The sequence below is a fragment of the Roseovarius sp. JB2-10 genome, assembly GCF_055693585.1.
Map to the genome: position 1 here is coordinate 1,978,801 of NZ_CM146337.1, position 20,917 is coordinate 1,999,717.

General features: G+C 57.4%; 19 protein-coding genes, 1 tRNA gene, 1 pseudogene and 1 riboswitch. Of the genes and pseudogenes, 16 read left to right on the forward strand and 5 right to left on the reverse strand.

What is annotated here, in order from left to right:
- Positions 1-11 precede the first annotated feature (11 nt).
- The 3 genes from ACZ1HJ_RS09905 to ACZ1HJ_RS09915 form a co-directional block, all read right to left on the reverse strand.
- Positions 12-1,217 (reverse strand): branched-chain amino acid ABC transporter permease, encoded by a 1,206-nt coding sequence (locus ACZ1HJ_RS09905; protein ID WP_472722123.1) that lies wholly within the window; start codon positions 1,215-1,217, stop codon positions 12-14.
- A 3-nt stretch (positions 1,218-1,220) separates the two neighbouring features.
- Positions 1,221-2,252, reverse strand: coding sequence for a branched-chain amino acid ABC transporter permease (locus tag ACZ1HJ_RS09910; RefSeq protein ID WP_472722124.1), 1,032 nt, complete (start codon positions 2,250-2,252; stop codon positions 1,221-1,223).
- Positions 2,253-2,348: 96 nt separating this feature from the next.
- Positions 2,349-3,701 carry a substrate-binding protein gene (locus ACZ1HJ_RS09915; protein WP_472722125.1) on the reverse strand — a complete coding sequence of 451 codons (1,353 nt, stop codon included), beginning with the start codon at positions 3,699-3,701 and terminating at the stop codon, positions 2,349-2,351.
- Between the two features lie 219 nt (positions 3,702-3,920).
- On the opposite strand from ACZ1HJ_RS09915, the gene ACZ1HJ_RS09920 reads away from it, so the two are divergent.
- The 7 genes and pseudogenes from ACZ1HJ_RS09920 (at position 3,921) to ACZ1HJ_RS09950 (ending at position 12,584) form a co-directional block, all read left to right on the forward strand.
- Positions 3,921-5,228 (forward strand): helix-turn-helix domain-containing protein, encoded by a 1,308-nt coding sequence (locus tag ACZ1HJ_RS09920; protein WP_472722126.1) that lies wholly within the window; start codon positions 3,921-3,923, stop codon positions 5,226-5,228.
- Positions 5,229-5,301: 73 nt separating this feature from the next.
- Positions 5,302-5,670, forward strand: coding sequence for a response regulator transcription factor (locus ACZ1HJ_RS09925; RefSeq protein WP_472722127.1), 369 nt, complete (start codon positions 5,302-5,304; stop codon positions 5,668-5,670).
- Positions 5,667-5,951: a hypothetical protein gene (locus ACZ1HJ_RS09930; RefSeq protein WP_472722128.1), complete on the forward strand. Its 285-nt coding sequence runs from the start codon at positions 5,667-5,669 to the stop codon at positions 5,949-5,951. Before ACZ1HJ_RS09925 ends, ACZ1HJ_RS09930 begins: the two co-directional genes overlap by 4 nt.
- Positions 5,952-8,634, forward strand: a pseudogene (locus tag ACZ1HJ_RS09935) (ATP-binding protein).
- Positions 8,635-8,716: 82 nt separating this feature from the next.
- Entirely contained in the window at positions 8,717-9,880 is a 1,164-nt protein-coding gene (locus ACZ1HJ_RS09940) for a FliM/FliN family flagellar motor switch protein (RefSeq protein ID WP_472722129.1), read from the forward strand.
- 364 nt (positions 9,881-10,244) lie between these two features.
- The gene (locus tag ACZ1HJ_RS09945) at positions 10,245-10,454 is read left to right on the forward strand and encodes a hypothetical protein (RefSeq protein ID WP_472722130.1); all 210 of its coding nucleotides are present in this window, start codon (positions 10,245-10,247) and stop codon (positions 10,452-10,454) included.
- Positions 10,455-10,547: 93 nt separating this feature from the next.
- Entirely contained in the window at positions 10,548-12,584 is a 2,037-nt protein-coding gene (locus ACZ1HJ_RS09950) for an enoyl-CoA hydratase-related protein (RefSeq protein WP_472722131.1), read from the forward strand.
- On the opposite strand, the gene ACZ1HJ_RS09955 is transcribed toward ACZ1HJ_RS09950, so the two are convergent.
- Complete coding sequence (locus ACZ1HJ_RS09955) at positions 12,581-12,796, reverse strand: hypothetical protein (protein ID WP_472718518.1); 216 nt, start codon at positions 12,794-12,796, stop codon at positions 12,581-12,583. The two genes, ACZ1HJ_RS09950 and ACZ1HJ_RS09955, sit on opposite strands and share 4 nt — an antisense overlap.
- 147 nt (positions 12,797-12,943) lie before the next feature.
- Here ACZ1HJ_RS09955 and ACZ1HJ_RS09960 point away from each other — a divergent pair, with 147 nt between their 5' ends.
- A complete protein-coding gene (locus ACZ1HJ_RS09960; protein ID WP_472718519.1) occupies positions 12,944-13,201 on the forward strand; it encodes a DUF2312 domain-containing protein in 258 nt (85 codons plus the stop codon).
- Positions 13,202-13,216: 15 nt separating this feature from the next.
- On the opposite strand, the gene ACZ1HJ_RS09965 is transcribed toward ACZ1HJ_RS09960, so the two are convergent.
- Positions 13,217-14,092: a hypothetical protein gene (locus ACZ1HJ_RS09965; RefSeq protein WP_472718520.1), complete on the reverse strand. Its 876-nt coding sequence runs from the start codon at positions 14,090-14,092 to the stop codon at positions 13,217-13,219.
- A gap of 194 nt (positions 14,093-14,286) precedes the next feature.
- Between ACZ1HJ_RS09965 and ACZ1HJ_RS09970 the strand changes: the two genes are divergently transcribed.
- The 8 genes from ACZ1HJ_RS09970 to thiD all read left to right on the forward strand — a co-directional run bounded on the left by ACZ1HJ_RS09970 (position 14,287) and on the right by thiD (position 20,691).
- Positions 14,287-14,362: transfer RNA gene (locus tag ACZ1HJ_RS09970), tRNA-Thr, on the forward strand.
- A 135-nt stretch (positions 14,363-14,497) separates the two neighbouring features.
- Positions 14,498-14,617: riboswitch (TPP riboswitch) on the forward strand.
- A gap of 98 nt (positions 14,618-14,715) precedes the next feature.
- Positions 14,716-16,515 (forward strand): phosphomethylpyrimidine synthase ThiC, encoded by a 1,800-nt coding sequence (gene thiC / locus ACZ1HJ_RS09975; RefSeq protein ID WP_472718521.1) that lies wholly within the window; start codon positions 14,716-14,718, stop codon positions 16,513-16,515.
- Positions 16,512-17,480, forward strand: coding sequence for an FAD-dependent oxidoreductase (locus ACZ1HJ_RS09980; RefSeq protein ID WP_472718522.1), 969 nt, complete (start codon positions 16,512-16,514; stop codon positions 17,478-17,480). The genes thiC and ACZ1HJ_RS09980 overlap by 4 nt, the downstream gene beginning before the upstream one ends.
- On the forward strand, positions 17,449-17,646 hold the full coding sequence (thiS, locus tag ACZ1HJ_RS09985; protein ID WP_472718523.1) for a sulfur carrier protein ThiS: 198 nt from the start codon (positions 17,449-17,451) through the stop codon (positions 17,644-17,646). Before ACZ1HJ_RS09980 ends, thiS begins: the two co-directional genes overlap by 32 nt.
- 3 nt (positions 17,647-17,649) lie before the next feature.
- Positions 17,650-18,417 carry a thiazole synthase gene (locus tag ACZ1HJ_RS09990; RefSeq protein WP_472718524.1) on the forward strand — a complete coding sequence of 256 codons (768 nt, stop codon included), beginning with the start codon at positions 17,650-17,652 and terminating at the stop codon, positions 18,415-18,417.
- Complete coding sequence (locus tag ACZ1HJ_RS09995; RefSeq protein WP_472718525.1) at positions 18,417-19,010, forward strand: thiamine phosphate synthase; 594 nt, start codon at positions 18,417-18,419, stop codon at positions 19,008-19,010. Before ACZ1HJ_RS09990 ends, ACZ1HJ_RS09995 begins: the two co-directional genes overlap by 1 nt.
- Positions 19,007-19,972: a ThiF family adenylyltransferase gene (locus ACZ1HJ_RS10000; RefSeq protein WP_472718526.1), complete on the forward strand. Its 966-nt coding sequence runs from the start codon at positions 19,007-19,009 to the stop codon at positions 19,970-19,972. The genes ACZ1HJ_RS09995 and ACZ1HJ_RS10000 overlap by 4 nt, the downstream gene beginning before the upstream one ends.
- Complete coding sequence (thiD, locus tag ACZ1HJ_RS10005) at positions 19,969-20,691, forward strand: bifunctional hydroxymethylpyrimidine kinase/phosphomethylpyrimidine kinase (protein WP_472718527.1); 723 nt, start codon at positions 19,969-19,971, stop codon at positions 20,689-20,691. The genes ACZ1HJ_RS10000 and thiD overlap by 4 nt, the downstream gene beginning before the upstream one ends.
- The last annotated feature ends 226 nt before the right edge of the window (positions 20,692-20,917 follow it).

Sequence of the window (20,917 nt, forward strand, 5' to 3'; positions counted from 1 at the left end):
GTTCAGTCTCCTTATTCCGCAGGGGTGGATTGAGTGGCTTCTTCGTCCGACTGCGACTTCTTTTTGCCGCCGAACATCCGTTTGATGCGTTGGCCGCCTTCGACAAGTCCGCCGGGCAGGAAGATCACGATCATCATGAACAGCACGCCCAATGTCAGGTGCCAGCCTTTGCCCACGAAGGGGTGGATCAGCGTGACCATCAGGTTTTCCATGCCTTCGGGCAGGAACGAGAACCAGCTGTGCAGGACGTTGTCGTTGATCTTGGAGAAGATGTTCTCAAAATACTTGATCAATCCGGAGCCCAGAACGGGCCCGATAAGTGTACCGGCCCCGCCAAGAATGGTCATCAGAACCACCTCACCCGAGGCTGTCCACTGCATCCGCTCGGCACCCGCCAGCGGATCGACCGCTGACAACAGGCCACCGGCCAGACCGGCATACATACCCGAGATCACAAAGGCCGCCAGCGTGTAAGGACGCGCATTCAGTCCGGTGTAATTCATCCGCGTGTTGTTGGATTTAATCGCCCGCAACATCATGCCAAAGGGTGAACGGAAAATCCGGATCGACAGATAGAACATCAGGATCATGATCAATGCACAGACATAATAGCCCGCGTTGAACTGGAATTCCCAAGCCCCCATTTGCACCTTTTCGGTGGCGCGCATGCTGAGGCCAAAGAGATGCGGCAGGTCCGGCATGTTGGCCGAGTGGAAGATTTGCGGATCATCCGCATAAACCTGCAGCCCGGTCTCACCATTGGTCAGGTTGAACTTGGGGTTCGACAGGACGGAGTAGGCCAGAGCGAAAGACATCTGCGCGAACGCCAGTGTCAGGATCGAAAAGTAGATGCCCGAGCGGCGCAGGCTGATGATGCCGATCAACCAGGCAAAGATGCCGGATGTGATGACCGACAGGAAGATGCCCGGCAGGACGTTGTATCCCAGCAGCTTAAACATCCAGACGCAAGAGTAAGAGCCCACGCCCAGAAACGCTGCGTGGCCGAAGCTGAGATATCCGGTCAGGCCAAAGAGGATGTTGAACCCGATGGCGAAGATGCCGAAGATCACAAACTTCTGCATCAGATCGGGGTAGCCCGCGTTGAACTGCGCCATGGCTGACCCTTCCGGGAACGGATTCAGGATGAAGGGTGCGAACATCGCCAGCACGGCAACGAGCAAGAAAAGGTTGAAGTCTTTTTTGGTCAGTCCGAGCATGGTTTATTCCTCCATCACGCCTTTTTTGCCCATCAGGCCGCGTGGACGCGTGAGCAGGATGACAATGGCGACGAGGTAGATGATGATCTGGTTGATCCCGGGGATCGTTGTCGTGGCCCAGGTGGTCGAGGCGAAGCTTTCGAGGATCCCCAGAAGGAACCCCGCCGCAACCGCGCCTGGCAGTGAGCCCATGCCGCCGACAACCACCACCACGAAGCTCAGGACCAGGAAGTCCATGCCCATATGGTAGTTTGGTGGGTTGATCGGCGTGTACATCACCCCGGCAAGCCCCGCGACCGCCGCCGCGATGCCGAACATGATGGTGAAGCGTTTGTCGATGTTGATACCGAGCAGACCCACGGTTTCGCGGTCTGCCATGCCGGCACGTACAACCATGCCAAAGGTCGTGAACTGAAGGAACGCAAACACCGCGCCCACGATCAGCATCGCAAAGAAGAAGTAGATCATCCGCCAGTAGGGATAGATGATGATGTTCGGGTCAAACCCGAACAAGACGCCCAGATCCACAGCCCCGGAGAGCGCATCGGGCGCAGGTGTCGGGATAGGGTTGGCCCCGTAGAAATACTTGACGATCTCCTGCAGCACGATGGCGAGGCCGAACGTCACCAGGATCTGGTCCGCATGAGGGCGCTTGTAAAAATGCTTGATCAGCCCGCGTTCCATGATGAAGCCGACGGCAATCATCACGGGGATGGCGAAGAAAATCGCGAGTGGGACAGACCAGTCTATGATCGCGTTGCCCGTTTCCGGTCCGAACCAGCTATGGACATAAGGCGTTTCAACCTTCAGCGGGTTGCCGAGGAAGTCCTTTTGCGTCTCATCGATTGTGACCGTGCTGAGGCTGAGAAGCCGCTGCAGGAACACCGCGCAGAATGCGCCGATCATGAAGAGGGCACCGTGGGCGAAGTTCACAACGCCAAGTGTGCCGAAAATCAAGGTCAGACCAAGGGCGATCAGCGCATATGCCGAGCCTTTGTCGAGACCGTTGAGTGTTTGTAGAATGATTGCGTCCATCGTTCCCACCCGTGGGTTAAGAAATGTAGCGATTGTACCGGAAAAAGGCGTTACTACCCGGCCGCGTGCAGAACACGCGGCCGAGGAACAGAGAGCTTAGGCGCCTGCGTTGCATGACCCCAGAGTTGCTTCGTCGCCACCAAACATTGGGTGGTTCGGAGCATAGGTGACCTGCTCAACCGGCGTGATTTCGACGATCTCCAGCGTGTCGTAGGCAGATGTCGGGTTCTGCGCACCGCGCACAACAAGCACATCTTTGAAGCATTGGTGATCTTCGGCACGGTAGAGCGTCTTGCCGTTGCCCAGACCGTCGAACTCGAAGCCTTCGAGCGCTTCAACAACACCACATGGGTTGAACGTGCCAGCACGCTCACAGGCATCCGCGTAAAGCAGGACCTGCGCGTAGCATGTCTGCGCCGAGTTGGATGGTGGCTTGCCGTACTTTTCACCGAACGATTTCACGAACGCTTTGGAGCCTTCGTTTTCAAGCTGCCAGTTGTAGTTCATGGAACCCAACACGCCCTTGATGTTTTCGCCCGCACCAGCGGCCATCAGCTCGGAGTAGAGCGGCACGACGATCTTGAAGTCTTTGCCGTTGACCTGCTTAGCCAGCAGATCGAACTGAATGGCGTTCGACAGCGAGTTCACCATGTTGCCGCCGTAGTGGTTCAGAACCAACACGTCAGCACCGGAGTTCAGAACCGGCGTGATGTAGGACGAGAAGTCGGTCGATGCGAGCGGAGTTTTGACCGTGTTCACGGTTTCCCAGCCCAGAGCCTCGGTGGAGGCAACGATCGATTCTTCCTGTGTCCAGCCCCAGTTGTAGTCGGCTGTCAGGTGATACGCGCGGCGATCCTTGCCCATTTCATTTGCCAGCACCGGCGCCAGAGCGGCACCCGACATGTAGGCGTTGAAGAAGTGGCGGAAGCCGTTCGCTTTACGGTCTTTACCGGTGGTGTCATTGGCGTGGGTCAGACCCGCCATGAAGATGACGCCAGCCTCTTGGCAGAGACCCTGAACAGCCACGGCCACGCCCGAAGACGAACCGCCGTTGATCATGATCGCACCGTCTTTTTCGATCATCGACTTGGCCGAAGCACGGGCCGCATCCGATTTCGTCTGCGTGTCGCCGGTGACAAATTCGACTTTCTTGCCCAGGATGCCGTTGCCTTTGAGCGCCTTCGACGTGAAGGTGTTCAGGCAGCCGCCATCGCCTTCGCCGTTCAGGTGTTCAACCGCCAGCTGCTGCGCCAGCAGTTCGTCGCTGCCTTCGTCCGCATATGGTCCGGTCTGCGGCACGTTGAAGCCCAGAGTGACAGAGCCACCAGTTGGTTCGTTTGTATAGGCTGCAGCCGATGACGCTGTGAAGATTGTCGGCAGTGCAAGACCGGCGCCCGCAACGGCGCTGTTTCTCAGCAGCCCACGGCGCGTCAGGTTCGATTTGGACATTGATATCCTCCCTTAAAGATTTTCTGGGGAGGGGCTCCTCTGCGCCTCCCCAAATGGCACAGTTGTGCAAATCAATTATCGCCCGGAGTAAGAAAATTTCGCAACAAATGCTTTTGGTAAAACAATTTTTTTGTAAATAAATGAACAAACGGACGTGGTATTTTGTAAAAAAATTTATTAACACTGGGGGAAGTGGCGTAAATTGCTGGAAAATTTTCGATGTCGGAAAGCTCGATCATTGGCACGCGCATTCGCGAAAGGCGGGTTCAGCAGGGAATCCGGCAATCGGATTTGGCAATGCGTGCTGGAATTTCACCATCATACCTCAACCTGATTGAACATAACCGTCGCAGAATCGGCGGCAAGATCCTGAATCGTTTGGCTGAGGTGCTGGACGTCGAGCCATCGCTTTTGTCAGACGGGGCCGAAGCAGCTTTGATCGCCAGTCTGAACGAGGCTGCCGCCGGTCGATCCGGTCAGAAAGGAGCGGCGCCAACCCGTGCAGAAGAATTCGCAGGTCGCTTTCCAGCCTGGGCACATTTGCTGGTCGAGCTGCATCAGGAAACGGCTACGCTGGAACAAAGTGTCCGCACTCTGACGGACCGGCTTGCGCATGACCCACATCTGGCGGCCTCCTTGCATGACGTAATTTCAACCGTGACGGCGATCCGGTCTACATCATCCATTCTGGTCGAAACCGAGGCGTTGGAACCTGAATGGCAGGGGCGGTTTCATCGCAACATTAACGAAGACAGCAAGCGTCTGGCGGAAGGCGCAGAAGATCTGGTGCGGTATCTCGAGGCTGCACCAGATACGGACGCCGAAATCAAATCACCGCAAGATGAACTGCATGTGTTTCTGGCCGACAAAGGATACCATTTCCCCGCTCTTGAAGGTGAAACGTCAGCTTCGATGGTTGAGACTGTTGTGAACGCGGCAGACACGTTGCAGTCCGACGCCGCGCGCCACCTGGCCCGCGACGTGTTGGTGCAATACCTCGAGGATGCGCGGCAATTGCCACTGGAGCAGATCTTGCGCGCCACTGGCAGGTTGGGATTGGATCCGGCAGAACTTTCAGCGGCGCTTGGCGTAGACATGCCGCGGCTCTTTCGCCGGTTGGCCTTTTTGCCAGAAAGCGAGGTGGGCCCGGTTGGTCTGGCCATGTGCGACGGATCGGGTGCCTTGATCCTGCGAAAACCTTTGCCGGAATTTTCCATGCCGCCGGTTACAGGGGCCTGTACGCTCTGGCCGCTTTATCAGGTTTTGGCGCAACCACAGGCGCCGGTGCGTGCCAGTCTCAGGCAGGTTGGTCGGGATGCACAGGCTGTGATCGTCTTCGCAGCATCGCAGGAGGTTCGCCCGGCAAGTTTTGCACAGCCCGGGTTGCAGCGTGCACATATGTTGGTCTTGCCCGCGCCTGTAGCGCCGCCCGAAATGCCGCGCGATGTCGGGGTCAGCTGCCGTATTTGCCCTTTGGCCGAATGTGACGCTCGACGTGAGCCGTCGCTGATATCCGGAGTGTTTTGACAGCGCCCCCAACAATGCAGATAGTTACGCCAGCGGGGGAGCCGCTGTTTGATCGGAGAGGGAGGCCGGTTGAATGGGCAAACGAGTTTTACTGATTGAAGACGAGCCGAACATCATCGAAGCGATCCGGTTCATTTTATCGCGCGATGGCTGGGAGGTCAGAACGCATGCGAATGGTCTGGATGCTGTGGATGCCGTGCGTACGCGGATGCCGGATGTGATCATTCTGGATGTCATGCTACCGGGCAAAAGCGGTTTTGATATCCTGACTGAAATTCGTGCCGATGCGACATTGGCAGATATGCCGGTGTTGATGCTGACCGCGCGCGGTCAGACCAAGGACCGCGAAATGGCAGAACGGGCCGGGGCCAGCCACTACATGACCAAACCGTTTTCCAACGCGGAAATTCTGGAAACGGTACGCCGTCTGGTGCCATCATGAGCCAAGAGCCGGGCCCTGTATTTGTCGAACGTCACGCCTATCGTCGGCGCAGGCTTGTCGATGCGGCCCGGCTTTTGCCCATTCTTGGCGTGGCGTTGGTGTGCCTGCCACTATTGTGGACCGGGCCGCGGGAGGTCCCGGCCTCCACCACCTACACCATGATCTATTTCTTCACCATTTGGGTGGCCTTGGTCATTGCCGCTGCCTTTTTGTCCCGTTACCTCAGCGCGGTGAACATGGATGACGACGCGGACGCCAAAGAGGCGGATGAGGCGACATAGATGGCGACGCTCAACATCCTCGTCCTGGTTTGCCTGGTCTATGTGGCGCTGCTCTTTGTTGTGGCGTTTGCGGCAGATCGGGCAGCACTGCGCGGACAGGGTAAATGGCTGCGCTCGCCACTGATCTACACGCTTTCACTTTCTATCTACTGCACAGCCTGGACGTTTTATGGCGCGGTGGGATTTGCTGCGCGGTCCGGTCTGGAATTCGTGACGATTTATCTGGGTCCTACGCTCGTGATGATCGGCTGGTGGTGGGCGCTGCGCAAAATGGTGCGCGTGGGGCGCAGCCAGCGGATCACCTCGATCGCTGACCTGATCAGCTCGCGGTATGGCAAATCCAATTCGCTGGCCATCTTCGTGACACTGATGGCCGTTGTCGGAACCACGCCTTATATCGCGCTACAATTGCAATCGGTTACCTTGTCGTTTGCGGCTTTTGCCGAGACGGATCCAAGCGGCGGACCGGCGTTGAACCGTCAGGCCACGGCCTTCTGGCTGGCTTTGGGCCTGGCGCTCTTCACAATCCTTTTCGGCACGCGAAATCTCGACGCGAATGAACGGCACCACGGTGTTGTCATGGCGATTGCTCTCGAGGCCGTCGTAAAACTGTTTGCTCTGCTGGCGGTCGGCGTTTTTGTGGTGTGGGGCCTGTCAGGCGGTATCGCCGAAACTTTGGCGCGGATTGATGCGTCCGAAATCGCGCAATGGGAGGTATCAGGCAGTCGCTGGATCGGTTTGACGGCCTTGTCGGCAGCGGCCTTCTTGTGCCTGCCCCGGATGTTTCAGGTAATGGTTGTCGAGAACGAGGATGAAGACCACATCCGCACCGCCGCCTGGGCGTTTCCGGCCTATCTGATGTTGATGAGCCTCTTTGTGCTGCCCATTGCCGCCGTTGGTCTAGATCTGCTGCCTGATGGCACCAACCCTGATCTCTTTGTCCTCAGCCTGCCCCTCGCGCAGGGACAGGATGGGCTGGCCATTCTGTCGTTCCTGGGTGGGTTTTCATCGGCGACCTCCATGGTGATCGTCGCGGCCATCGCGCTCAGTACAATGGTCTCCAACCATATCGTGATGCCCATCTGGCTGAACATGACCGGTGGCAGCGCGGTGATATCCGGCGATGTGCGTCAGGTGGCATTGCTGGCACGGCGCCTTTCCATCGCGGGCATCGTTCTGTTGGGGTATTTTTATTACCAGATATCCGGTGGCGGCACGGCGCTGGCCAAAATTGGCTTGGTTTCGTTCGCCGGCGTGGCTCAGTTTCTGCCCGCGCTTCTGGGGGGGTTGTTCTGGCGGGGCGCCACGCGGGCCGGGGCGATGACCGGATTGGTCACGGGATCTCTGGTCTGGCTTTATTGCCTCTTTCTGCCCAGCTTTGGCGCGTCGACCGTGTTGTCAGATGCGGTGATGAATGAGGGCCTCTGGGGGCTGAGCTGGTTACGACCCCAAGCCCTATTTGGCGCCGAAGGCATGGACCCTCTGGTGCATGCGGTGATGTGGTCGATGTTGTTGAACACCGGCAGCTTTGTGATCGTGTCCCTGCTCAGCTTTCCCAAGCCGATCGAACGCCTTCAGGCGGCGCAATTCGTCAATGTGTATGATCACTCCCCCACGCCCGGTGGATGGACGGGGGGCTGGCCCAAACCGAAGACTTGCTCGTCATGGCGCAGCGGATCATGGGGGCATCGCAAGCTCAGTCTTTCTTTGCGCGCGCTGCTGGTCGGCAAGGGATCGTTGGGTATCTGCCGGAACCGTCGCCTGATTTCCTGCAGGAATTGGAACGCGAGCTTTCAGGGTCTGTGGGCGGGGCGGCTGCCCACGCCATGGTGGGGCAGATCGTGGGCGGCGCATCTGTCTCCGTCGAAGACCTGATGGCCGTTGCCGATGAAACGGCGCAGATCATGGAGTATTCGAGCAAGCTGGAGGCGAAATCGGCCGAACTGACGCGAACGGCGCGACAATTGCGTGAAGCAAATGAGAAACTGACCCAATTGTCGCTGCAAAAAGATGCGTTTTTGAGCCAGGTCAGCCACGAATTGCGCACACCGATGACGTCGATCCGTGCCTTTTCGGAAATCCTGCGCGACTCACAGGGGCTGAAGGCCAAGGAGGCGGGAAAATACGCGTCTGTTATTCATGATGAGGCGATCCGTCTGACCCGTCTTCTGGACGATCTGCTGGATCTAAGTGTTCTGGAAAACGGGCAGGTGAACCTGAACACGCAAACCGGGCTGTTGGTGGATCTTTTGGACCGCGCACAAGCCGTGGCGATCAGCACGCCGGATGGCCTGAAGATCGAACGAAAGCGAGAGAATGAGAATATTCAACTTTCAACCGATCTGGACCGGTTGGCCCAAGTTTTCATCAACCTGATCGCCAATGCCAGCAAATATTGTGACGCATCTGATCCGGTGTTGACCATTGAGACGCGCATGTCCGGCGACATGTTACTGGTCGATTTCATCGATAATGGCGCAGGCATTCCAACCGAAAAACAGAATGTGATCTTCGAGAAGTTTTCACGCATTGGCGATACAAAGGCGGGCGGCGCTGGTTTGGGCCTTGCGATTTGCCGCGAAATCACGGCGCGATTGGGTGGTGCGATCACGTATCTGCCGGGGCAGGGGGTGCGGCCTTCCGCGTGAGTTTGCCCGTCGCGCAGCGGGTAGCCGCGCAATAAATCTGCAAATTAAAGATATTCGTAACCATCTGTCTTGTACCTTGCGGTTTCACGGCCTCTTTCTCGTGCAGCGGCGGAACGGATGAGCACAGACGCAAAAACATCAGTCATTCATCGTAAGGCGATTGACGCACGCAATGAATTTGACGCGCGGGTCATGTCGCCGGCTAAGGCATTGCGTTTATCTCTGGCAAAAACCGCGGATAAAATGTTTGGCATGGCGCTCACGGTCACCACGGTGGAACAGCTGGTGATACCGCACGCCAGAATTCAGTCGGAAGCGGGCAATGACGGGCTATTGTTGTTACTCGACGGATTGGCCGGTGCACGCGGGGCCGCCAAAGTAGATCAGCAGTTTCTGGCCGCCCTTATCGAAGTGCAGACAACCGGAAAAGTGCGCTCCGCGGCGGCTGAGGGCCGCCCGGTGACGCGCACGGATGCCGCAATCGTGGCGCCACTTCTAGATGCAATTTTGCGGCGCTACGATACGCAACTGGGTGAAGCCGATCCAAATTACGTGAACCAGAGTTATCGTTTCGGTGACATGATCGACGACGCGCGTACATTGTCACTCAATCTGGACGCGCCTGAATTCGATCTTTTTCGTTTGTCTTTGGATATTGAAGAAGGGGCAAAAAACGGTGTTTTGACATTGCTTTTGCCCAAACGGGCGGAAACCGTTCATGCCAAAGATACCGATGGAATGGATGCCAAAGGTATCAATAGCCTTGAAAACAGCGCACTTGCTGCGCAGGCGGTATTGGATGCGGTTCTGCCGCGGATCAAAATGCCATTGAAAAAAGTGTGCGCGCTGGAGCCCGGAATGCACATACCGCTGGACCCGGAATGCCTGTCCAAGGCGTTGGTTCTCGGGCCGGGTGGCCAGGTCATCTCAAAGGTGCGTTTGGGCCAGATGAACGGCATGCGCGCACTGCGGTTTATCCCGTTGTCTTCCCCTGACAGAGGCGTCCATAAAGAGGAGGCTGCTGGAGCCAATGCCGCTCCTCGCGCTATTGGAGTTCAACCCGAAACACCCACCCAAGATTTTGATGATGTTGTTGATGGTGTGGTCTATTCAGTACCCGACGAAACTGTCTCCAACGAGCTTGCGTCCTTGGATGAGGATGCTGCAAGCGCTCCGCCTGCCGCGGGCAACGAGGTTCCGGAAACGCTCAGCGCAGCAGATTTGTTGTTGGCAACGTCGGCGTCAGATTCTTCTGACCAAAGCCAACGTGAAGATGCCTGAGATCGCTCAGGTTTTGCACACTGCCATCCAATCTAGACGGTCATGAGCAGCACGTGACGAATGTGATGCACGTGATTGACACGTCAAATGCGCCAAAGTGCTTGGGCGATTGCTCCGTTGAGTAACAGTCCAAAATCGCTGCATGTTTCTTTGCCCCCCCAATAGCGAACCCTGCGCGGCCATCGATCATCCAGTTCCCGTCTGGGTAGAATTTAACCATCATTGCAAATCGACATATGTTTGTTTGGTTTCTGTGCAAAAAGGAACATAGACCACATAAAACAGGATGTATCAGTGCTGGTTTGATGACTGGCAAATTCAATAAAATACCGCTAAGATTGTATTATTGCCTGGGAGAATACTCATGACTGACCTCAATATGCGTCTGGATCTGCTCCTTCAGAAAATCAAGCAGGAGAGCCCAAGCGCGCGTTTCCGTTTACAACCGCAATTGGATCATTTGATCCATGAATTCGAACAAAACGGCCTCAAAGTTATCCCCGACACCCATCGCCTGAACGAAGAACTGCAGACTGAGGCGATCGAAGCGCAATTCGACAATATGCCCGTTTAACGCCTCAACCGGTCGTCCAGCGCTTGCGTGAAACCCAAATCTTCGTAGTAATTGATCCCGTGGGGAAACAACGACTGCCAAAAGGGGACAGGGATGGCCGAGCTGCGTCGCGAGCGACAGGAAAATGTTGCGATTTTGACGTTGAACCGGCCCGTCGCCAACATCCTTTCTGCCTCTCTGCGCGCTGAATTACAGACAGAACTCGATGCGGCATTGTCCGACGATCAGGTCGATGCGATTGTACTTTGCGGTGCCGGGAATGAATTTTCCTCTGGTGTGGATGTCATGGAATATGACACGCCCCTCGCCAAGCCAACGATCAGTGATCTTTGCTTGCAGATCGAAATGTCGGCGAAACCGGTCGTGGCTGCATTGCATGGCGCTGCAGCAGGGGCCGGTTTCGAACTGGCGCTTGCGGCGCATAAACGGGTTGCGAAACGTGGTACACAGGTCGCCATGCCCGAAGTCGAACTTGGGCTCGTGCCTTCAGGCGGGGCCACGCAGCGCTTGCCGCGACTGGCGGGTGTTCAAGTTGCACTAGATTTGTTGATGTCCGGGCAAGTCGTAGATGTCAGCGATCCCATGATGCAAAATCTGATTGATAAGGTCGTGCCGGATGATCCTCTTGCTGCGGCCCGTCAGATTGCGCAGGACATGGCCCGGGACGGTCAATGGATGCGCGCGCAGGACCACACTGCAGGTCTTTCCGACCCACATGCATACCAGCAGATCGTCGCATCCTTGTTGGGAAAACGGCGCGATCTTGCACCGGCGGAGCTTGAGATCGTCCACTGCGTTGAGGCCGCACAGCTCTTGCCTTATCGGCGCGGATTGGATCTGGAACAAACAACATTCGAAGACCGCCGCACCGCCGCGGATTCGCGCGCAAAGCGCCATTTTCACATGGCGGAGCGCCGAACCCTGATCATGCCGGAACGGGCGCAGGGCCGCGGGAGAATTGTCAAAAGCGTCCTGATTCCCGGCCACGGCGCGTTGGTGGCCGAATTGGCAATCGCATGTCTGGATGGCGGGTTTCGCGTATCATTGACGGCGGATGACGAAGCAGAAACGATCAAACTCCGCGATCAGATCGCTGGCGTTTACGAAGGCGCCGTCGCGCGCAACGTGCTACCCGCGGCGACACGAGATGGCTTGATGGCGCGCGTCGCAACCGGCTGGCCAGGTGACCTGATTGAGCAGGCGGACATGGTGCTGGATATCGGGCAAATTGATATGCGTGCACATCATTCTCGCGTCGCGCCCGACACGATTTGGGTGTGCGCCTCGGACGGTGGACCGATGCCAGTGACGGCACCCAATGAGATCAACCATCAGGCCCTCGATATCAGAGTGTACCGTCCGGTGCTGAGTACGAAACTGGTTGAAATGTGTGTGCCGGTGGAGGCGTCGGCAGACGCTGTCGTAAGTCTGGCGCAATTTTTTGGTCGAATGGGCCGCACGGTCGTGCGTTGCGATTGTGTGGACGGATTGGTGGGCGGCAACCTGACATCAACCTTCTTTTCTGCCGCTCTGGCGTTGGCGGAAAGCGGTGTTGGCGTCTACCGGGTCGACGCGGCCGCGCGCGCGCTCGGTTTTGCAGCGGGACCCTTTCGCATGATGGATCGCGAAGGGTTGCCCCAGGTGGCCGACCGCCTGCGTGCCCGCGCCGCGGGACAGGAAACACCGGCCAGCATTGCCCTGAACAAACGAATTGCCGACGGCGCAACCGGGCAGTCTTCGGGGCGGGGGTACTATTTTTACGATGCGCAGGGTGTGCATCCCGATCCTGATCTTCGGGAAGCGGCCGTGGCACGATCAGAGGCGCCGGGGCCCGAACCGCGGGCCGCGTTGGAAAGCGCGTTGATCAACGAGGCTGCCCGGCTGACCGCCGCAAGCGTGGTTCAACGCGCGTCAGATATCGACGTGGTTGCCGTGCATGCGCTGGGTTTTGACTGGGGCCGGGGCGGGCCGCTTTTTCAGGCGGATATGAGGGGTCTCTTTGCCGTTCTGACGGCGATGAAAACCTGTGAGCAGATATCGGCGCCTCATTGGCGACCACACCCAATGATCGAGGATATGGTCAAAAACGGCGAAGGTTTTTTCATGCGCCCCGAGGCAAACGTGTCCTAGGACAGCAAAATTCCGACCACGACCAACATCAGACCCGTCATCGACAAAAAGAGAGCGCCGGTATTCATCGGAACTACCCGTTGCAATTCGGCGCGCAGGGCTTCGTCGTCCAAGCCTGCTTTGCGGGCTTTCCAGACGGTAGCGATGCACCACACCAACCCGGCCAAACCGAGGAGAGAAACCACAGCACCAATCCAAACAAGTGCTTCCATTTTTCAAATTCCTCTGTGGATGACCGACGCGTAAAGATCGCGTACTGGATGCGACAGAAAACTGCAAGATGCGGGCCGTGAAGATGCGTCTTGCAGGGCGCGGGCAGGGGCGGTAGTCAGTGATTTCCAACCAAGGGGGTTCCGGCCATGGACGAGACAGTATCAGACACCAGTTACCGCGTGACAGCAGACGAATTACGCCAGTTTGTGGAGCGTTTCGAGCGGCTGGAAGCGGAAAAGAAGGATTTGGCCGAACAACAGAAAGAAGTGATGGCCGAGGCAAAGGCGCGCGGATATGACACGAAGGTTTTGCGCAAGGTCGTGGCGCTGCGCAAGCGCGACAAGGACGACATTGCCGAAGAAGAGGCAGTGTTGGAGATGTATAAAGAAGCGCTGGGAATGTAACGCCGAACGCGTGCTTCAGGGCGAAATCATAGTGACACCGGGAATACGCTGAATGGCAAAGAGGTCTTCGTCATAAAGCTCGGTCATCTGATCGATCAAACCTTCTGTCCAGCCCGGCACATCCAGTTCTTCCTCAATGGCGTCATCATCCGCGAACTTGTCCAAAAAGGCCGCAATGACACGCCGTTTTTGGATTTCGGTCATATTGGGGCGTGACGCGATATAGGCATAGAACCGTTCCAGCCCGGGCGCTGTCATGATCTCTTCCAGCAGGGCAAATTCACCTTCAAGCGGCGTTACATGGTCCAGCCCGGCCAATTCCCGCAAAACCTGCGCCCAGATCAATGGCGTGTCTTCGTTGCACCAGATGGTGATGGGCAGGCTGGGGTAAGCCGCGCGTAACCTGGCAATCATATCCGACCACCGGATTTCTGTCGGATCTTTTCCCTGCAAAAACTCATCCATTGTCGCAAAACTGGTGGCCTGAAGCACGGCCGGCAGAAAGGAAGCCAGATTGCGGATCGAAAACATCAGCTCAAGCTCATCATGAACGAAGATCTGGCGAAAGTAACCGATCCGCGCCTCGGCAGATGCATAAAGCGTGCCGCCATTGGCTGCCATTTTCGGGGGGCCGAAAAAACTGGGACCGGAAAGGACAAGACGGTCAGGGTCTTGGTCGGCAGCAATCGCATTCATAACCACGTCACGAGCGTCTTCGGTGACAGAAATCTTGTCGGCCTTGCGCAGCAAAACGCGGATCATTTTGCGGTAACTGCCGGGGTTGGGAACTTCGACGCCCTGCGTATTCAAAAGTTCACGGTTCTTGATCAGACCAGAGATGAGCCTGTCTTCGTCAGTTGCATGCGCGCCAGCGTGTAGAACGACCTGCATCCCGGCCCCGGTTCTGTTTCATATTCTGGTGCAATATACGGTGTTTTGCCCGCAGTAAAACCGGTTAACGGTTCACTGACAGACGCAAGGGTGTGGCAAGAACAGCCCGACCAGACAAATTTCGCAAATTTGCACAGATTCCGGGCTTAATTCCGCTTGAATTGGAGATTATTCCTGCGTATCCAAGCGCGCGTGCCCCTATAGCTCAGCTGGTAGAGCAACTGATTTGTAATCAGTAGGTCGGGAGTTCAAGTCTCTCTGGGGGCACCACTTTCAAAAGCAGCGCTTATTGATCGAAAATCAGCCATCACTCGGGCGCGATTCTGCGTCAGGCGCGGTGTGGCATAGAACCGCACAATACACTCCGAGCCCCGCCTTGACCTTAGGACAACGCTGGAGTACGCCAAGCATACGCAGGGGGTTCCGCCTAGGGAACTGAGAGGCTGACGGTGCATGCGCACGGTGACGCGACCCTTTGAACCTGACCCAGTTGATACTGGCGTAGGAAGCTTAGGTCGCAATGTCTGATCCAAGAGATTGAGACCGTGAGGAGGGCCCGTCCCTTCGTTTCCAAGCCAAATTTCGTCTGTGTCTTTTTGAGTTTTATGCTTGAGGAGCACCACATGAACGTCCCAAATCCCAAAATCACAACAGATGCATTGCCCGCGTCGCGCAAGATCTATGTCAACGGCACACGTCACCCCGATATCCGTGTCCCGATGCGTGAAATATCCGTGCACCCCACGGCGGGCGAGGCGCCCTTGCCTGTGTATGACAGTTCGGGGCCCTACACGGACCCGACGGTCTTGACCGATATAAAACAGGGGTTGCCTGGGCTGCGCAGTGCCTGGATCCAAGCGCGCGGTGATGTTGAGGAATATGAAGGCCGCAAAATCCAAGCGGCGGATAACGGGTTTGTCGATGGTGCGCGCCTGACGCCCGAATTTCCAGTTAAACCAACGCCGCTGCGGGCCAAGGAAGGCCAGGCCGTCACCCAGTTGGCCTATGCCCGGGCTGGCATTGTAACACCTGAGATGGAATTTATTGCGATCCGCGAAAACCAGCTGCGCGAAAACGAAGCGGTCGCGCGCGATGGAAATGATTTCGGCGCCAATATTCCCGATTACGTCACGCCGGAATTTGTCCGCGATGAGGTGGCCGCAGGCCGCGCCATAATACCAGCCAACATCAACCATCCCGAGTCTGAACCGATGATTATTGGCCGGAATTTTCTGGTCAAAATCAACGCCAACATGGGCACATCTGCTGTGACTTCATCGATGGAAGAAGAGGTGGACAAGCTGGTCTGGGCCATTCGCTGGGGCGCGGATACAGTGATGGACTTGTCCACGGGGCGCAACATCCACAACACGCGCGAATGGATTATCCGCAACAGCCCTGTGCCTATTGGAACAGTGCCGATTTATCAGGCGCTGGAGAAGGTGAACGGCATTGCTGAAGACCTGACCTGGGAAGTGTTTCGCGACACGCTGATTGAACAGGCCGAACAAGGCGTGGATTACTTCACCATCCACGCGGGCGTGCGCCTGCATATGGTGCCGATGACGGTCAATCGGGTGACCGGCATCGTCTCTCGTGGTGGGTCGATCATGGCTAAATGGTGCCTGCATCATCATCGCGAAAGTTTCCTCTACGAGCATTTCGACGAAATCTGCGACATTTGCCGTGCGTATGATGTGTCATTCAGTCTGGGAGATGGCTTGCGCCCGGGATCCATCGCGGATGCCAATGACGCAGCACAGTTTGCCGAATTGGAAACACTGGGTGAATTGACCAAAATCGCCTGGGCCAAGGATTGTCAGGTCATGATCGAAGGGCCGGGCCATGTCGCCATGCACAAGATCAAGGAGAACATGGACAAGCAGTTGGAATGCTGCCACGAGGCACCGTTTTATACGCTTGGGCCGCTGACGACCGATATCGCGCCAGGATACGATCACATCACCAGCGGCATCGGCGCGGCCATGATCGGTTGGTTCGGCTGCGCGATGCTGTGTTACGTGACTCCCAAGGAACACTTGGGCCTGCCGGATCGCGATGATGTCAAAACCGGCGTCATCACCTACAAGATCGCGGCCCATGCAGCGGATCTGGCCAAGGGTCTGCCGGGCGCACAGCGGCGCGATGATGCGCTCAGCCGGGCGCGGTTTGAATTCCGGTGGGAAGACCAGTTCAATCTCTCCCTTGATCCGGACACAGCGCGTGATTTTCACGATCAGACCCTCCCGAAAGAGGCGCATAAGGTGGCGCATTTCTGTTCCATGTGCGGGCCAAAGTTCTGCTCGATGCGGATCAGTCATGATATTCGCGCTGAGGCCCAGAAAGAGGGCATGGAAGCCATGGCCGCCAAGTTCCGGGAAGGTGGTGAGCTTTATGTGCCTGCCGCGGAAGACGGCGAATGATCACCATTGCGGGGGCCGGTGTTGCCGGCCTCGCCACCGCTTTGGAGCTGGCCAAACGCGGCACGGACGTAACGGTGTATGAAGCCGGGCCGGGCCCCGGCGTGGCCGCGTGTTCTCGGTACGCAGGCGGCATGCTTGCCCCTTGGTGTGAAGCGGAAAGCGCGGAACAGGAGGTTGTCACCCTGGGGGCGGCTGCCGTGGACTGGTGGCATGATGTGACGCAGGTGACGCGGCGCGGAACTTTGGTGATTGCACCCCATCGCGACCGTGCAGAGATTAACCGTTTCGCACGGCGCACGGATCGACATCAGCGGATGTGCAGCGCGGCATTGGGCGCGCTTGAGCCCGCGCTTGCCGGGCGGTTTCAGCAGGGCTTGTTTTTTCCCGATGAAGCGCACCTTGATCCCCGCGCGGCGCTGCGGGATCTGGCGCAAAAAGCATTCCAAAGCGGCGTGCAGATTATCTATGACACGCGCGCGCCCTCACGGGTTGATCTCACCTGCACCGGCATGGCCGCAAACCTGCCGGATTTACGGGCGGTTCGGGGTGAAATGGCCCTGCTGCACGCGCCGGATGTCAACATCACGCGCACGCTGCGGCTTCTGCACCCGCGTTTTCCGCTCTACCTCGTGCCGCGCGGCGATGGCCTCTACATGATTGGGGCGACAATGATCGAAAGCAATTCGTCGCGTCCCGCGACGGTGCGATCCCTGACAGAGTTGCTCAGCGCTGCTTTCGTGATCCACCCCGGATTTGCCGAAGCGTCCGTTGTCGAGACTGGTGCAGGGCTGCGCCCGGCCTTCCCGGACAATCTGCCGCGCGTGATGGAACATGAGGGACAGTTGCACCTCAACGGGTTTTACAGGCATGGATTTTTGCTGGCACCTGCCATGGCGGCGCGGGTGGCGGACCATCTGACCAAGGAGAATGCGCATGAACATCATCGTCAATGCCGAACCGCGTGAGATTGATGCCACAAGTCTGGAGGCGGCGCTGATCGAACTGGGTTTCACTGGCCGCGCGATTGCCACGGCACTCAACGGGGCTTTCGTTGCACGCGAAGCGCGTTCCCAGACGTGCCTGCAACCGGGAGACCGCCTCGAGGTTTTGTCCCCGATGCAAGGAGGGTGAGCGATGCAGGTATATGGTTTTGAATTGACCTCACGTCTCTTGCTGGGCACAGCACAATATCCCAGCCCTGCGATTTTGGCCGAGGCGATCGCCGCCAGCGGGACGCAGATCATTACTGTGTCTCTACGACGCGAGACAGCGGACGGGTCGGGTGATGGATTTTGGAACATCCTGCGCGAAAGCGGATGTCACATTCTGCCCAACACCGCCGGATGCCATTCAGCGCAAGAGGCCGTAACAACGGCACACATGGCGCGGGACGTTTTTGAAACGGATTGGATCAAACTGGAGGTCATCGGCCATTCAGACACGTTGCAGCCGGATGTGTTTGGGCTGGTGGCGGCGGCGGAAGAACTCTGTGCGGATGGGTTTAAGGTTTTTCCTTACACCACTGATGATCTTGTGGTGGGCGAACGTTTGATCGCGGCGGGGTGTGACCTCCTGATGCCTTGGGGGGCACCCATCGGATCGGGACAGGGGCTGCGAAACCCCGATGCGCTGCGCGCGATGCGGTCGCATTTCCCGGATGTGCCCCTGATCGTCGACGCGGGCATCGGACGACCCTCGGATGCAGCACAGGCGATGGAACTGGGCATTGATGCGGTCTTGCTGAATACGGCCGTGGCCAAGGCGGGTGATCCGGTCGCTATGGCGCAGGCCATGGCCGGCGCCGTTACCGCAGGTCGCATGGCCCATGCCGCCGATCCGATTGAGCCCCGTGATATGGCGGTGCCATCAACACCCCTTCTTGGTTTGGCGGAGTTGATGTGATGGAGCGGTTTTATCTGATCGTGGGCCATGTGAACCGGTTGGAACGTTTGGTGCCGCAAGGTGTGAAACTGGTTCAATTGCGTATCAAAGAGGAACCCGAGGCCGAAATCAGGCGTCAGATTATGCGCGCGCGGGATTTCTGCGCAGTTCATGGTGCTCAGTTGGTTGTTAACGACTATTGGGAGTTAGCGTTAGACCTGCGCTGCTCCTTTGTGCATTTGGGTCAGGAAGACATGGACAGGGCCGATTTTGCTGCTTTGCGCCGGGATGGTATTAGGTTTGGGCTGTCGACGCATGATGAGGCCGAGCTGGATCGTGCTTTGGCGCAGGATCCGGATTATGTGGCGCTTGGTCCGGTCTACCCTACGAAACTCAAGAAAATGAAATGGGCGCCACAGGGTTTGGACAAGCTGCGGCACTGGAAAACCGTGGTTGGGAAAACACCGCTGGTGGCCATTGGCGGTTTGACCCCAGGACTGGCCCAGGATGTGTTTGGCGCAGGTGCGGACAGCGCGGCGGTCGTCACAGATATCCAGGCCGCCCAAGACCCCGAAGCGCAGACCCGCGCGTGGCTCGCAGCGTGCAAGTCATGAACCGCTATGCCCGTCAAATGATCCTGCCCGGTGTGGGTCAGATCGGTCAAAGCCGGTTGCGGGATGCGCATGTTCTGGTGGTTGGCGCGGGTGGGTTGGGGTGTCCGATCCTGCAATACCTGGGGGGTGCAGGTGTTGGCGAGATCACTCTGTTTGACCCGGACCGGGTGGAGGAAAGTAATTTGCACCGCCAACCGATATTCACCATGGCAGATCTGGGCAGACCAAAAGCCGTAGCGGCGTGTGACCAAATACGCGCCGCCAATCCAGAGATCACGCTGAACGCACGCGTCGAACGGCTTGATCCGTGCAATGCGCCGGAGGTGATCCGAAAGGCTGATGTCGTTTTGGATGCCGCTGACAGTTTCGCCGTGTCCTACACCCTATCAGACATTTGCCGGGACCTACGCGTTCCCTTGGTTTCGGCCAGTGTGATGGGCCAGTCGGGTTATGTGGGGTGCTTTTGCTGTGACGAGCCGTCGTTACGGGCTGTATTTCCCGACCCACCGGATGATGGGCGCACATGCGCATCTGCGGGAGTCCTGGGCCCGGTGGTTGGTCTTGTTGGGGCACTGCAGGCGCAGCTCGCCTTACAAATTCTGCTAGGGCACACCCCGTCGCCGATGGGTCGCCTGATCAGTATCGATTTGGCGTCGTTTGGTTTTGGTGGATTTCAATTCGGGGATGCGCCTGAACCTGACGACCCTATCCCGTTTCTGGCATGCGCAGACCTGTCAGCCTCAGACCGTATCATTGAAGTGCGCGACCGGTCCGAAGCGCCGCAAGCAGCACATGAACGCGCGGAACGCATCGCTTTGCCCGCGGTGTTGGAGATGGAGCCGTCGGAGCGCAGAACGGTGATCTGCTGTGCCAGCGGGTTGCGCGCGTGGCGTGCCGCCACGGACCTTGCGGCGAGGGGGCATCAAAACCTGGCCATCTATGCGGCGGGCGATCCCACATGACCCGTTTGATGGTCATTGCCGGAAGTGACAGCAGTGGCGGCGCGGGGCTGACCCGCGATACGGCCACAGCCGCGGCATTGGGCTGCAATGTCCTGCCGGTTGTCACAGCCGTTACGGTTCAAACAAATACGGCGCTACGGCAGGTCTTTCCAGTGCCGGCCAATGTCGTCGCGGCGCAGATTGAAGCCGCTATGACAAGCCACACCCCAACTGCGGTGAAGATTGGGATGTTGGGATCGCAGGCAGCGGCCAATGCCGTGGCGCTCGCGCTTGCGGATGTCGATATTCCCATTGTTCTGGACCCGGTTTTGAACACGTCCTCCGGTGGGACATTGCAGACAAAGACAGATCTGGCACGTCTTTTGCCGCTGGTGTCTGTGCTCACACCAAACCTTGATGAAGCATCCGCCATGACCGGCACGGGCTGGACAGAAGCCCCTGATGACCAAGCCCATCAGGCAAGGATGTTGCTGGCGTCCGGGGCCAAATCCGTTCTGATCAAAGGGGGTCACGGATCACAAGACACGTGTTCAGACCGGCTTTACCTAAAGGATCAAACCCACGAATTTGATTCTCCCCGCCTCAATAAAACGAAACGCGGGACTGGTTGTACATTGTCGACTGCCATTGCGTGCAACCTGTCAAAATGTCGTGAGCTGCAACAAGCCTGTCAGAGTGCCATTGCCCATACGCAGAGTTGGTTGACGCGTGAGTTTTAGTGTTACTTACGCGGAATCTAAATTCCTCCGCCCCTTGATCCAACGGCCGAATTGGTCACTTTCCTTGTCCACTTTTGCCTGTACATGCGGGTTTTTTGACGCATAATGCATCGCAACGGGTCGGTGCATGCGCCGAAGCAATGCGATAAGTGCGATTTGTTTTTGGGGAGCCCGAACCTAAAACAAAACAATGGCCGTTTGTTTTGCAAGCGGCCAAAGCATGAAA